We start from the raw sequence: 14,387 nt of genomic DNA on the forward strand, positions 1-14,387 counted from the left end.
CCCTCTCTATGAGGGGTTTTTTATTTCTATCGCGGTAAGTTAAGGTCTATTTCCTTTTTTATTTTGTTGATTTTTTCACCATCGCCCTAATAATAGTATTTATATTCACTGCAAAAATAGGAGAATATAATGGCGAGTGGATGGGCTAATGATAGTGCTGTTCAAGAGCAAATAGATGCCACCATTGATGATGCAATTGCAAGAGCTCGCAACCAAATGGCACAAGGTGAAAGTGCAGAGTTTTGTGATGAATGTGATGAGCCAATCTCTCCAGCTCGGCAAAAAGCCGTTCCTGGCGTGCGTTATTGTTTAAACTGCCAAGAGGCAATTGATAAAAAAAATAATGCCTTTAGTGGATATAATCGCCGTGGTAGCAAAGATAGCCAACTCAGATAATCTGCAATTATTATCATATAAAATAAAAACTGTACCTTAATATGAGTTTCCTCGATTAAAGTACAGTTTATTTTATTTAATCAGACAATGATTTAATTAGATTTTCGCAACCTTTTTTGAGCTCATATTTTGACTCATTCCGGTTAATATTTTCATAAAATTATCAATATGTGTACGTTCCGTATTTGGATTCATAAATACCGCTTTTTCACCTGGAAGATAAACGTAACGGTTATTTTTCGCATATTTCGAGCAGGCAATAGAATCTACCCAGTTAGTAAATAATCCTTCTCTACCACGTTGTAAGAAAAGTTTTCTATGCCATTGCGTGTTATGAACCATAAAGTCATATGCTTCTTTATCTGTAGAGCACGTTAACTCTAAATCAAAGGCAACATTAGGGTCTTTCACTAAGTTTGGATCATACAGTTTAAAACCAACACTTGGACCTTGGTTTTGCGGTACGATCACTTTTGCATTACCCATCTCTAACAACTGATGGCGCATGTAGTTCGCGTTTTGCAAACAGTGAGCAATGATGGTTTGGTAACCTTCAATTCCCATATAGTGCATTGCAGAATAAGCACCAAAGATACCCACACCACTACGTGTACATTCAATAGTGGATTGTAAGTGAGTCTGCCCTTCTAATTCGTGCTCAAAATAGGTGAAGTTTTCTGGATCGTTTTCCAGTGCTACAAAGTCATTGCCATTTTTCACTAATACTAAACTTGAGGTATAAGGCACATAGCCCCATTTATGGAAGTCGATAGTAATAGAGTCGGCATATTTCAGATGTTTAAATTTCTCAACGTTCTGACGTAAACCTTCTAAGGTGACATCATTAATTGCCAGTGGATTACTGCTGAAGTCATATTCTAAGAAGAAGATAATCGGCCAACCCACTGCGGCATCAACGTGTACATGAGGCTTAACAGGGATCTCAAACTCTTCACATAAGCGGTCACGTAATTCACAAACCCCTTTCACATCATCCACACCGAAGGTGTCTGTTGTTCCTGTAGTTAACATGATAGTTGGTACTTTGCATTTAACAGTAAAGCACGCTCTCAATTCACGCTCTAAGTGCTCTAAATTAATGGTGTTATCTTCAGATACTTTAATACGGATAGTTTTGTTATCGACATCAACCCCCAACAGTGCAAGGTTAGTCATGTTTGAATAGTGACCACCTTGGGAGTTTATGATGCGATAATCTTGATCTGCTGCCATACCTAGATGTTTAGAATTAGGCATCGATTTACGTAATCCAAAGAGATAACCATACAAGTTACACATGGTGCCACCTTGAGTGAACACGCCAGAGGCAACATCAGGATCGTATCCCACTAATTTAGCGACTTTTTTTATCGTCACTTTTTCTAGCGCATCCGCAACACCAGAATATTCGCAATAAACCATATTAGGGTTGCCCATTAACCCTAAAATTGAACCGTAAACACCAGGGTCGCTTGGCATTGCAATCACGTTTTCTACTGCAAGTGGATTTTCCCAGTTTTTACACAGTGTTGAAACTAACATAAGTAATTCATTAGGATCGTTTTCTGGGTAATTAATATGCTGCTGGATTTGCGTATCCGCCATTAGACGTTCAAATAATTGTGGCCCATTAGAATAACGCTGTAATTGGTCATTATCATTAGTTGTTGTTTTTCTAAACTGTGTAATCGATTGGATTGTTTTATCCTGAAATATCGGCCAATACTTCGGATCTCGGCTGAAAAAGTGAGCAATAACGTCGTGGTATTTCTTCTCAAATTCCGCGTTTAGAATGTTAGCAGAAGATAGACCTAATAAATCTTGATTTTTCACTATATTCTCCAAATAGAAACCGACAATAATTTAATTTAGTTGCATAGCAATACTATACAATTTCTAATTAAATTAGTTAGTGTTCTATGTGATAGCATCTATCCCATAGACCATAACAGGTTTAATAATATTTATTATTAATATCAATAAATTAAGCTGATACGGAAAGTTAAATTTACAGACACAAACTTTTCATTAATATGCTTATGTGACTGAGATCACAATGAAAATAGGACTATAAATAGAAACAATCACTAACAATACTATTAACTATTTGAAATATAATCAAAATACAATAATAACCAGCTAACCATATGATATTATTGGACTCTCGATTTAATTAATTGTATTAATCTGTTATTTCTGCAATTAGTGTGGCTAAAATTATATTAAGTTTAATTACTACCGACAAAATCAAACTAAAACACTGCTATATTTTCAACAATTAGCAAATTAATTCTAATTTTAACTATTATTAGGTACAAAATATGGGTTAAGGTTAAAATAGAAAGCAGTCACTAATAAAAATATAAAAGAGAAAATAATCACAGATAATAACTCTGCAAATGACAAAAATATCAGTTAAAAACAACATAGTCACCCTGCTAAATAATCAGAATATTTACTCTACATTTTTTGTTTTTTTTGCCGATACTTAAAGTAATAAAGTAGGTAATTAACGGAGAAGACAATATGAAAGCACGTATCGCTGTTGTTGCTGTATTCGTATTATTATCCGCAAGTATCTATGCTGAAGAATTTACCTGCCAACTTGAAAATGGTAAGTATGTCAGTGTATTTGCCGAACATGGAACCCCTCCGGTGTATCGCTATGGCACACTTGCTAAAACAGAGATCACACTACCAGTTCCTCAACAACCTAATAATAATGTCTTTTATGGACATCAGATATTTGTTGCAGGAGCATCGACTTATATTCGATTTAAGAATGGAAATTACAGCTACGTTGTTTATGACGGTGAAGGTAGAGGATGGAACTTTAACGGCGTGATTGTTTATAAAGACAATAATATTATTAGTAAAAAAGAGTGCAGAGATCCGTTAACACCTAGCCTGAATAATCTAAAAAACTACGCTATTAAAATGGACCCTTATTTAGAAACGTATATTTATGCTCCTTAGTTTCTAATTTAATTAAACATTGGACATGAAAAAACCCAATTTTTAAATTGGGTTTTTAATATTTTTAAGCAACGAGATGTATTGATTAGTCTTCTAATAGCAGAACAGATTCTAATGCAATTTCAATCATTTCGTTAAAGGTAGTTTGGCGCTCTTCTGCTGTAGTCTGTGTACCTTTTTTGATGTGGTCAGATACAGTACAGATAGTCAGCGCTTTTGCACCGTATTCAGCTGCAACGCCGTAAATACCTGCGGCTTCCATTTCAACACCTAGGATGCCGTATTTTTCCATTACATCAAACATTTCTGGATCTGGAGAATAGAACAGATCAGCAGAGAAGATATTACCTACGCGAACTTTAATGTCTTTCGCTTTTGCTGCATCAACAGCATTTTGAACTAATTGGTAATCTGCAATAGCTGCGAAATCTTGGTCTTTGAAACGTAGACGGTTAACTTTAGAGTCTGTACATGCACCCATACCGATAACAACATCACGTAATTCAACATCTGGTAATACTGCACCACATGAACCCACACGAATAATCACTTTTACGCCAAAATCAGTAATTAATTCTTTAGCGTAAATTGAGCAGGAAGGAATACCCATACCGTGGCCCATTACAGAAACTTTACGGCCTTTATACGTACCTGTAAAACCTAACATACCACGAACATTGTTTACTTGACGGACATCTTGTAAAAAAGTTTCAGCGATGTATTTAGCGCGAAGCGGGTCGCCCGGCATTAAAACGACATCAGCAAAATCGCCCATTTCTGCGTTAATATGAGGGGTAGCCATAATTCTTCCTTTTAATTGATCTTTTTACTATTCAAATATCATTCGGTAGGCATATTGCTATACCTACCGAAGTTAAATTAAAACATTGCTTTACCATAGTCGACCGGAGATAAACCGAAGTATTTCACAACAGTTTGGCCGATATCAGCGAAGGTTTCACGATGACCTAATGAACCTGGTTTAACTTTAGGACCATAAACCAGAACAGGAATGTGCTCACGAGTATGATCAGAACCTGGCCAAGTTGGGTCACAACCGTGGTCTGCTGTTAAGATAAGAATGTCATCTTCTTTTACCAGCTCCATTAATTCAGGTAAGCGACGGTCGAATAATTCCAATGCTTCACCATAACCGACAACATCACGACGGTGGCCATAAGAGGAGTCGAAGTCAACAAAGTTGGTGAAGACGATTGTGTTATCGCCCGCAAGTTTCATTTCTTCAAGTGTTGCATCAAACAGTGCATCAATACCTGTTGCTTTCACTTTTTTAGTGATACCTACGTTTGCGTAGATGTCAGCAATTTTACCGATAGAAACAACATGGCCTTGTTTTTCATCAACCAGTTTTTTCAACATAGTTGGTGCTGGTGGTTCTACTGCTAAATCATGACGGTTACCTGTACGGGCGAAATTACCTGGTTTATCACCAATAAATGGACGCGCAATAACACGACCAATGTTGTAATCACCTTTGTTTAGTTCATCACGAGCAATTTCACACAGCTCATATAATTCGTCTAAACCGTAAGTTTCTTCATGACATGCAATTTGGAATACAGAGTCAGCAGAAGTATAAAAAATCGGTTTGCCGGTTTTCATGTGTTCTTCGCCAAGCTCATCCAAAATAACCGTACCAGACGCGTGACAGTTACCTAAGTACCCCGGTAATTTTGCACGTTTAACGATATTTTCTAGCAGTTCTTGTGGGAATGAGTTTTTCAGCTCTTTAAAGTATCCCCAATCGAAAAGCACAGGAACACCCGCAATTTCCCAGTGGCCTGACGGAGTATCTTTACCAGAAGAGATTTCACTCGCGTAGCCATAAGCACCGATGATATCTGCGTTTTTATCTAAACCAATAGGGAATTTACCTGTTGATTCTTCAGCGGCTTTACCTAAACCTAAACGGCAAAGATTTGGCAAATGAAGAGGGCCTTTACGACCTTCTTTATCTGCTTTACCGTCAGCAAACGCTTGTGCGATATGCCCTAAAGTATCTGAACCTTGATCACCGAATTTCTCTGCATCACCGGCAGCACCGATACCGAAGGAATCTAATACCATGATATGTACACGTTTCATAATTCTCTCTCCTGTGTCATTCTCCGTAGACCACGGATATGTCACTTATAAATCGTAATTGAGTTCTTATTCGCTGATTTGACGGTACACCATTGGTGAGGCTTCACGTTTACTATCACCAATTACCATCGCTTTACGGACTTCAGCCGCAGCTTCTTGCCATGATTTTTCACTGTTAGCATGGATCATCGCTAACGGAGTGTCTGTGTTGATTTCAGCACCAAGCGCTACGATGTCGCTTAATCCCACACTATAATCAATCGCATCAGTGGCTTTACGACGACCACCACCTAATGTCACAACAGACATACCTAATGCACGCGTATCCATTTCTGTGATAAACCCAGTTTTCTCAGCAAATACAGGTTTACTTAATACCGCAGTTGGCAGGTATTTATTGTAGTTTTCAACAAAATCAGATGGGCCTTTCTGTGCTGCAACCATACGACCAAAGACTTCTGCCGCTTTACCGTTATCCAACACATCTTGCAGTTTTTGACGAGCTTGTTGACGTGAATCCGCTAAACGGCCTGATACTAACATTTCAACACACAACGCCATAGTGACTTCAAATAGACGAGGGTTACGGTATTCACCTGTTAAGAATTGAACTGCTTCACGAACTTCGACGGCATTACCTGCGCTAGAAGCTAGAACTTCATTCATATCCGTTAACAGTGCCGTAGTTTGACAGCCTGCGCCATTTGCTACTTGAACAATAGACTCAGCCAGCTCTTCAGATTTCTGATAAGTTGGCATAAAGGCACCCGATCCCACTTTAACGTCCATCACTAATGCATCTAAGCCTTCGGCTAATTTCTTACCTAGAATAGAGGCTGTGATAAGAGGGATTGAATCAACTGTAGCAGTAATATCACGGGTAGCATAAAAGCGTTTATCAGCAGGTGCTAATGAATTAGTCTGTCCGATAATAGCAACACCCACGTTACGAATAATATCGCGAAATTTCTCATCATCAGGGAAGATATCGAAACCTGGAATAGCTTCGAGTTTATCTAATGTTCCACCTGTATGACCTAATCCACGACCTGAAATCATAGGAACATAACCGCCACACGCGGCAACCATTGGCCCTAACATCAGTGACGTGACATCACCCACACCACCTGTTGAATGTTTATCAACAATTGGACCGTTTAAATTTAGGCTTTTCCAGTTCAATACTGTACCGGAATCACGCATGGCTAATGTCAGAGCAACACGCTCAGGCATGGTCATATCGTGGAAATAAATAGTCATTGCTAATGCAGCAATTTGACCTTCAGAAACAGTATTATCTCTGACACCGTTAATGAAAAAACGAATTTCTTCCTCTGTTAAAGGATGACCATCACGTTTTTTACGAATAATCTCTTGGGCAAGAAACACTGCAACCTCCTGGTTTTATAGCATTGATAACGCCCACAATAAAACGTGGGCGTATTACACGAATGGATTAGTAACCACTAGACGATTTTTGCTCGCCATGACCTAAAGTGGCTAGTAAATTACCTAACAAGCTTGATGCACCAAAACGGAAGTGACGGGCATCAACCCAGTTGTCACCCATAATGCGGTTAGCTAATGCTAGATATTGAGCAGCTTCTTCAGCGGTACGAACACCACCTGCAGGTTTAAAACCAACTTCTTTGCCAACACCCATATCGTGGATCACTTGGATCATTAACTCAGCGCTTTCCAGTGTTGCATTTACAGGTACTTTACCTGTGGAAGTTTTAATAAAGTCAGCACCCGCTTTGATTGAAATTTCAGAGGCTTTGCGGATAAGAGCCGGATCTTTCAGTTCACCCGTTTCAATGATGACTTTCAATAAAGAACCTGCTTCTGCGCAAGCTTCTTTACATGCTTTAACGATATCAAAACCGATTTGCTCGTTACCTGCCATTAGTGCACGGTAAGGGAAAACTACGTCAACCTCATCTGCGCCATAAGCTAATGCCGCATTGGTTTCTGCTAATGCGATATCTAAATCATCATTACCATGAGGGAAGTTAGTTACGGTTGCGATACGGACTTCTGGTGTACCCTGCTCACGTAACACTTTACGTGCTAACGGAATAAAGCGTGGGTAGATACAAATAGCGGCTGTATTGCCTTCTGGGCTTTTAGCCTGATGACATAACGCAGTCACTTTTGCATCAGTGTCATCATCATTTAATGTAGTTAAATCCATCAAAGACAGCGCAAGGCGCGCTGCTGCGGTTAAATCTGTCATAAAACTCTCCAACGATGTTTCTTAAGCCCTTTTGGGCATACGCTTAAGGTTAGCGATTAAATTTGTTGGCGAGCGGACTTGGTTCCTTGAAGATGTTGTTGTAACTAGTGCTACAACGACAGCTGAGCTCCCTCTCACCGCGCTATGCTCACTTCGGCGACCCGTCATTGAGCCTTCGCCATTCCATGAAGTTTCAGCACATCTTATTTGAACACGCTAAGGAACAATTAGATGTGCTTTGCGTCACACTAATCAAATGTAACTTGCAAACAATGACATAAAAGTGTGATATACATCACAATTAGGTCATTTTCTGGTTTAATGTTACTTGAATACCGTTTTTAAGTCGTCTTTATAACGCAAAAAAAGTGTGATACGCATTAAATGACAACCTTTGTGACCATATTCAATACAATATGCGAAATATCTCACACAATAAAAGTAGTTAACATTACAGCAGAAAACAAACATAAAAGAGCAGATAGGTAAAATACCCATCTGCTCTTTACAATTAAATCAATTAAGCGGCAACAACTGCCATTGCCGTTAATGCAAAAAAGAATCCAGCAATTGTTGCACTCATTAAGTTAGAGAGTGTACCCGCTAGTACAGCTTTCATTCCTAAACGAGCCACATCTTTACGACGGTTTGGCGCCATTCCACCTAAACCTCCGAGTAGTACGGCAACAGAAGAGAGATTAGCAAAACCACATAATGCAAAGGAGATAATAACCTTCGTTTGAGCAGATAACACCACTAATCCAGAACCTGCGACTAATGCATCTTCTTTTAGGTATTTACTAAATTCAGAGTAAGCATAGAACTCATTGATAACAATTTTTTGTCCAATAAATGAGCCTGCAATGGTTGCTTCACTCCAAGGTACACCAATCAGGAAGGCAATTGGTGCAAACACCCAACCTAGCACGAGTTCTAATGAGAAATTCTCATAGCCAAACCAGCCACCAATACCACCAAGAATACCATTAACTAATGCAATCAAGGCAACAAAAGCAAGCAACATGGCACCTACGTTCAGAGCAAGCTGTAGACCAGAAGATGCGCCCGCAGCTGCGGCATCGATAATATTCGCAGGCTTTTCGTCATCTGCCATTTTATCAAGCGCGTCTTTTTGATCGTCTGGCGTTTCTGTTTCAGGGATCAACAATTTAGCAAAGAGTAAACCACCCGGAGCCGCCATAAAGGATGCTGTTATCAAATACTCTAACGGCACACCCATGCTGGCATATCCAGCAAGTACTGAACCCGCAACAGAGGCTAAACCACCACACATAACAGCAAAGAGTTCAGAGGTTGTCATTCTTGCAATATAAGGGCGAACAACCAATGGGGCTTCTGTTTGTCCAACGAAAATATTTGCAGTGGCAGACATAGATTCTGTTCGTGATGTGCCAAGTACTTTTTGTAAACCACCACCGAGAATTTTAATGACTATTTGCATAATGCCAAGATAATACAGCACTGCAATGAGTGAAGAGAAGAATACGATAACAGGCAGTACGCGCAGGGCGAATACGAAACCGCCGCCACCAAACAACTCGAACATTTTATCTGATACTAGGCCTGCAAATAGGAAGCTCATCCCGTTATTGCCGTAATCAATTACATTCTTAACGCCATCAGAAACCGCAAGAAGTACCTCACGACCACCGTCGGAATAAAGAACAAATGCACCTAAGCCAATCTGAATAAGGAATGCGCCACCAACTGTACGTAGTCTAATTGCACGTCGATTGCTGGAAAACAGAATGGCTATCAAAATTAATGTTACCATTCCGACCAAGCTCATAATGAGTTGCATTGAAGGATCCCTGTTCATATAAAAATTTAATGGATTATCAATAACGCTCTAGTCAGAGCTTATTGACTCTTTTTGCAGGATAATTATACCTAGTATAAGAAAAGAACCCTCAACATCCATCACAAATAGGATCTGAAAAAAGTAACAAAAAGGTCACAAATGAGAAGTGGATCACACAAAAAGAGAGAAAAACGCATTTATTGAATAGGCTGAATAAAGGGAAAACATCATATGATTAACAATCCTTGTATTCAATCTTAAGCAATAAAGTTAAATAAACACCTTATTTATATAAATAAGATTAAATTGAGATGAATTCAATTCAACAACTAGGCATTATCTTTTAACCGAAATAATTGTAGGCTATTAAGATAGAGTTGCTGTGCAATTACCTCAGAGGGTTCTTGACGTAGCTCACAGAGTTGGGAAAAAACATATTGAATACGCTCAGGTCGATTAGGCTCACCTTGGAAACCACTCACTGGCATATCGGGAGCATCTGTTTCTAGTAATAGCGATTCGAGTGGCAATGAAGCAATTGCTCGACGTGTCTTTTGTGCTCGTTCATAAGTAATCGTACCACCAACACCAATAAAATAGCCTTGCTGAATAAAATTTTCAGCTTGTTGTTGGCTTCCAGCAAAACCGTGCACCACCCCTTTACGAGGAACATCATAACGACGTAACAGCGCGCTTAACTTATCGTGAGTTTTACGTGAGTGTAAAATAACGGGTAAATCAAACTTAGCTGCTAATTTAAGTTGTGCGATTAAAAAGTGTTCCTGCTTTTCTGGTTGCGGGTTATCCATATAGTCATCCAGACCAATTTCCCCAACAGCAACACAACGAGGATCTATTTTTAATTTCTCTTCTAATTCAATAAGATGTTGCTCAGCATGCTCTTCAATATATAAAGGATGTAATCCTAATGCGCTATGTAATTGAGGATATTCATTTGATAACTCAGTCACTACATCAAAATTCCAACGAGCAACGGCAGGAATAATGATTTTTTTAACTTGCGCTTGATTCGCTAAAGATAAGCTATTCGCAATGTCATTATAAAAAACAGGAAAATCAAAATGACAGTGAGTATCAATAAATTTATTCATTATTAAACCTGCCTTACATCAGGGTGCACACTTCTTGTTCCTTGTTGAATAATAGAAGCATCCTCCGCTTTATCTGCCTTTGCTTCTTGCTCAAATAAGCTAAAGATTTTTTTATCATGCTGTTTGAATTTTTTCTTAGAAAAATGCTGACCTATTGTTGCTAAAAAATAGCGTCCACAGCGTCTACCTACATGATAATCATGATTTAATGCATTTAAACGACTACCTAATGCACTCGATTGTAATGTCGTTGGTGGATAGATTTCGATAACCACAACATCTTCTGGAGGCGATTGAATAAATTTAAGTGTTTCGGTATAGGTTTCAATATGAACTTGAGCCATCGCCATAAAACGTTGCAAACGGCTATTTTCGAACCATTTACCCATGCGATCAACCCACTCAGTTGTATATTGATATTCAGAAGGAACCGTGCGCACAACAACAATAGTACGACACCCCCGCCGATAAGCTTCCCTGACTGGAATAGCATCACTTATTCCGCCGTCATGATAGACAACATCATGGAATAAAACACCATTACGATAAAAAGCAGGAATTGCACTAGATGCTTTGATAATATCAAGCCAAGTTAGCTCATCTGGTTGAAAATAATTTGCTTGGAAATTATCAGAACGACTGGCTACCATATAAAATTCACGGCCAGTGTCAAAACGCCGTAATGCCGTTGGCATATCAAGAGGCATTTCTTTTGCTGTCGTTTCTATATACCAATCTAAATCTAATAAATTACCACCACGAACAAATCGGATGGGATTAAAAAATTGATTATTAGTTGTATAACGATTAATAATTTTACGTGCATAGCCACGCTGGCCACAGGCAAAAGCGGATAAATTTTGTGCACCCGCAGACACCCCAAGCAAAATATCGAAGGGATCGAATTGTGAACGCATAAATTCATCAAGAACACCTGCGGTAAAGATCCCACGTTGACCTCCACCTTCACAGACTAAAGCGACTTTACCTTGTGGTAGAGATGATTGAAATTCGAGTGCTGTAATATTATTTAATGTGACAGGTACATACTTCCCCATAATGTCTCCTTTACACAACTTAACAAAGGATACCCTCACATTTTTTCGGCGTCATTCTTTTTACGTATTCATACAAATAAAAAAAACAAACTTTAATTTAGGAACGAGTATTTACTGAAAAATCAACACTTTTTACGCCTTCTACTTTTTCAATAATTTGCATAATTTGCGCTTCTTGTTCTTTATTCTTAACAAAGCCTGTCACAGATACATGACCAAATTCTGTACGAATAGAAAGTGATTCACTATCAATGCTTTCGATTGGCAATAATGTATCTTTAATTTTTGTAGAAATAGCCGTATCGCTGATAGCGTAACCTGTATTATTCGTTCCACTATTAATTTCGCTATACCATGATACTTCAGCTGATGCTCCCATACTGACAAAAGCAAGCCCCATGGACATGAATAATGCTAACTTAAACGTTTTATATTGTTTCATTGCTCTCCCCTTAATCACAATAACTGAGTTAGGAAATGTGTGTGTTTTAATATCTTTATTTTTATGAAGCACTACAAAAATTTAACAAATTAAGTTATTACACTAATAAGCTATTAATATTAAATAAAGCAAAAAATAGCAAATAAAGACTAATCCTAATAATTTTATTCTAAAAACAATAAATAAAACTATAAAAAATTTTACATATATTTATGAATAAGTGTAAAAACAGGCATCATGTTAACAGAAAAAAAAAAGAGTAATTCCGAATGAAGAAGGGTTTTTCGGTAGGATATTAGGGATATGCAAAGGGCATTTAACAAAAAAATTGAGTCTCTTACCGAGCTTTTTTAAGTACAAACACTCAACTAAATAAAGAAACAAAAAAGGCTATATTAAAAATATAGCCTTTTCATTAGATTACATACTCTAAATAGCTTGAAGTATGCCAAGTATTTTTACTCTAAATAATTCAAGTTACAACTAGGCGACAAGTGAATAAGTCGCTAGGAGCATACATAAGTATGTGACTAGCGCGAATAAACGTAGTCAACAACGTTGTAGCTTGAAGTATGACGAGTAAATTAGTGTTCGCGTGTTTGATGGAACTCCACATCAGGATAACGCTCACGCGTTAAGTTCAAGTTCACCATCGTTGGTGCGATATACGTTAAGTTATCGCCACCATCTAGCGCCAAGTTTTGTTCATTTTTACGTTTAAACTCTTCGAGTTTCTTCTCGTTATCACACTCAACCCAGCGTGCCGTTGAAACGTTAACGGATTCATAAATCGCTTCAACGTTATATTCACTCTTAAGTCTTGCAACAACCACATCAAACTGAAGTACACCGACTGCACCGACGATTAAATCGTTATTTGCCAATGGTCTAAAGACTTGTACAGCACCTTCTTCTGATAACTGTACCAATCCTTTAAGTAACTGCTTCTGTTTTAATGGATCACGTAAACGAATACGACGGAATAACTCTGGCGCAAAGTTTGGAATACCTGTGAATTTAAGAATTTCACCTTGAGTAAAAGTATCACCAATCTGAATGGTACCATGGTTATGAAGACCAATAATATCGCCAGGGTAAGCATGTTCAACGTGAGAACGATCGCCTGCCATAAAGGTTAATGCATCTGAAATCACCACATCTTTTTTGATCCGGACTTGATGTAATTTCATACCTTTATCATACATACCAGATACAACACGTAAGAATGCTACACGATCGCGGTGCTTAGGATCCATATTTGCTTGGATTTTAAAAACAAAGCCGGTGAACGTTTCTTCATTTGCTGTAACTTGGCGCATATCTGTTTGGCGAGGCATTGGTGCTGGTGCCCATTTTACAAGGCCATCAAGCATGTGGTTAACACCAAAGTTACCTAATGCTGTACCAAAGAACACTGGTGTTAATTCACCCGCTAAAAAGGCTTCATGATCAAATTCATGAGATGCACCTAGTACTAACTCTAATTCGTCACGTAATTGGCTTGCTAAATCATCACCTATCGCTTCATCAAGCTCTGGATTATCTAATCCTTTAATGACACGAGAATCTTGGATAGTGTGGCCTTGACCTGTTTGATAAAGATAAGTTTCATCTTTGAGAATGTGGTAAACCCCTTTAAAAAGTTTTCCACAACCGATAGGCCAAGTAACCGGACTGCAAGCAATTTTTAGCTCAGTTTCAACTTCGTCCATGACTTCCATTGGGTCACGAATATCACGGTCGAGTTTATTCATAAAAGTTAAAATTGGAGTATCACGTAAACGTGTTACTTCCATTAACTTACGTGTACGATCTTCGACCCCTTTAGAAGAGTCAATCACCATTAAACAGCAGTCAACAGCCGTTAAAGTACGATAGGTATCTTCAGAGAAGTCTTCATGCCCTGGGGTATCAAGTAAGTTAACTAGACAATCAGCATAAGGGAATTGCATAACTGAGGTTGTAATAGAAATACCACGTTGTTTTTCCATTTCCATCCAGTCAGATTTTGCATGCTGATTTGAACCACGCCCTTTTACGGTTCCTGCACGTTGAATCGCTTGTCCGAATAACAACACTTTTTCAGTGATGGTTGTTTTACCCGCATCGGGGTGGGAGATGATAGCAAAGGTCCTTCGCTTATTGATTTCATTGAGAAAATCTTGGTTTGCCATGTATAAATTCTTTTAGTTTGTACACGGATTTGTACACACTTTTGGAAGTACTCTCTTTTCAGTTC

General features: G+C 38.4%; 12 protein-coding genes. 2 read left to right on the top strand and 10 right to left on the bottom strand.

Features of this window, described 5'->3' with window-relative positions; translation table 11 throughout:
- Positions 1–129: 129 nt before the first annotated feature.
- A complete protein-coding gene (locus GTH24_RS16910) occupies positions 130–396 on the top strand; it encodes a DksA/TraR family C4-type zinc finger protein (protein ID WP_164526745.1) in 267 nt (88 codons plus the stop codon).
- 96 nt (positions 397–492) lie between these two features.
- Here GTH24_RS16910 and GTH24_RS16915 read toward each other — a convergent pair whose 3' ends face one another.
- Positions 493–2,229, bottom strand: a complete 1,737-nt coding sequence (locus GTH24_RS16915) for a pyridoxal phosphate-dependent decarboxylase family protein (RefSeq protein WP_164526746.1) — start codon at positions 2,227–2,229, stop codon at positions 493–495.
- Between the two features lie 693 nt (positions 2,230–2,922).
- On the opposite strand from GTH24_RS16915, the gene GTH24_RS16920 reads away from it, so the two are divergent.
- A complete protein-coding gene (locus GTH24_RS16920) occupies positions 2,923–3,372 on the top strand; it encodes a hypothetical protein (RefSeq protein ID WP_072068999.1) in 450 nt (149 codons plus the stop codon).
- 85 nt (positions 3,373–3,457) lie between these two features.
- On the opposite strand, the gene deoD is transcribed toward GTH24_RS16920, so the two are convergent.
- The 9 genes from deoD to prfC form a co-directional block, all read right to left on the bottom strand.
- Positions 3,458–4,174 carry a purine-nucleoside phosphorylase gene (gene deoD / locus GTH24_RS16925; protein WP_036934279.1) on the bottom strand — a complete coding sequence of 239 codons (717 nt, stop codon included), beginning with the start codon at positions 4,172–4,174 and terminating at the stop codon, positions 3,458–3,460.
- A 77-nt stretch (positions 4,175–4,251) separates the two neighbouring features.
- Positions 4,252–5,478, bottom strand: a complete 1,227-nt coding sequence (gene deoB, locus GTH24_RS16930; protein ID WP_072069000.1) for a phosphopentomutase — start codon at positions 5,476–5,478, stop codon at positions 4,252–4,254.
- A 66-nt stretch (positions 5,479–5,544) separates the two neighbouring features.
- A complete protein-coding gene (deoA, locus tag GTH24_RS16935; RefSeq protein ID WP_072069001.1) occupies positions 5,545–6,867 on the bottom strand; it encodes a thymidine phosphorylase in 1,323 nt (440 codons plus the stop codon).
- 67 nt (positions 6,868–6,934) lie between these two features.
- A complete protein-coding gene (gene deoC / locus GTH24_RS16940; protein ID WP_072069002.1) occupies positions 6,935–7,714 on the bottom strand; it encodes a deoxyribose-phosphate aldolase in 780 nt (259 codons plus the stop codon).
- A 520-nt stretch (positions 7,715–8,234) separates the two neighbouring features.
- Complete coding sequence (locus GTH24_RS16945) at positions 8,235–9,536, bottom strand: NupC/NupG family nucleoside CNT transporter (protein ID WP_115350218.1); 1,302 nt, start codon at positions 9,534–9,536, stop codon at positions 8,235–8,237.
- 329 nt (positions 9,537–9,865) lie between these two features.
- Complete coding sequence (locus tag GTH24_RS16950) at positions 9,866–10,648, bottom strand: TatD family hydrolase (RefSeq protein WP_164526747.1); 783 nt, start codon at positions 10,646–10,648, stop codon at positions 9,866–9,868.
- A 2-nt stretch (positions 10,649–10,650) separates the two neighbouring features.
- Complete coding sequence (locus tag GTH24_RS16955; protein ID WP_164526748.1) at positions 10,651–11,706, bottom strand: patatin-like phospholipase family protein; 1,056 nt, start codon at positions 11,704–11,706, stop codon at positions 10,651–10,653.
- A 97-nt stretch (positions 11,707–11,803) separates the two neighbouring features.
- Positions 11,804–12,148 carry a BON domain-containing protein gene (locus GTH24_RS16960; RefSeq protein WP_072069006.1) on the bottom strand — a complete coding sequence of 115 codons (345 nt, stop codon included), beginning with the start codon at positions 12,146–12,148 and terminating at the stop codon, positions 11,804–11,806.
- 584 nt (positions 12,149–12,732) lie between these two features.
- The gene (prfC, locus tag GTH24_RS16965; protein ID WP_164526749.1) at positions 12,733–14,322 is read right to left on the bottom strand and encodes a peptide chain release factor 3; all 1,590 of its coding nucleotides are present in this window, start codon (positions 14,320–14,322) and stop codon (positions 12,733–12,735) included.
- Positions 14,323–14,387: the final 65 nt, after the last annotated feature.

The organism is Proteus vulgaris (assembly GCF_011045815.1).
Classification (GTDB): Bacteria; Pseudomonadota; Gammaproteobacteria; order Enterobacterales; family Enterobacteriaceae; genus Proteus; species Proteus vulgaris_B.

Coding starts and splice junctions, on each gene's coding strand:
- GTH24_RS16910 (WP_164526745.1), top strand. CDS start 130: ATGGCGAGTGGATGGGCTAATGATAGTGCTGTTCAAGAGCAAATAGAT.
- GTH24_RS16920 (WP_072068999.1), top strand. CDS start 2,923: ATGAAAGCACGTATCGCTGTTGTTGCTGTATTCGTATTATTATCCGCA.
- deoD (WP_036934279.1), bottom strand. CDS start 4,174: ATGGCTACCCCTCATATTAACGCAGAAATGGGCGATTTTGCTGATGTC.
- deoB (WP_072069000.1), bottom strand. CDS start 5,478: ATGAAACGTGTACATATCATGGTATTAGATTCCTTCGGTATCGGTGCT.
- deoC (WP_072069002.1), bottom strand. CDS start 7,714: ATGACAGATTTAACCGCAGCAGCGCGCCTTGCGCTGTCTTTGATGGAT.
- GTH24_RS16945 (WP_115350218.1), bottom strand. CDS start 9,536: ATGCAACTCATTATGAGCTTGGTCGGAATGGTAACATTAATTTTGATA.
- GTH24_RS16950 (WP_164526747.1), bottom strand. CDS start 10,648: ATGAATAAATTTATTGATACTCACTGTCATTTTGATTTTCCTGTTTTT.
- GTH24_RS16955 (WP_164526748.1), bottom strand. CDS start 11,706: ATGGGGAAGTATGTACCTGTCACATTAAATAATATTACAGCACTCGAA.
- GTH24_RS16960 (WP_072069006.1), bottom strand. CDS start 12,148: ATGAAACAATATAAAACGTTTAAGTTAGCATTATTCATGTCCATGGGG.
- prfC (WP_164526749.1), bottom strand. CDS start 14,322: ATGGCAAACCAAGATTTTCTCAATGAAATCAATAAGCGAAGGACCTTT.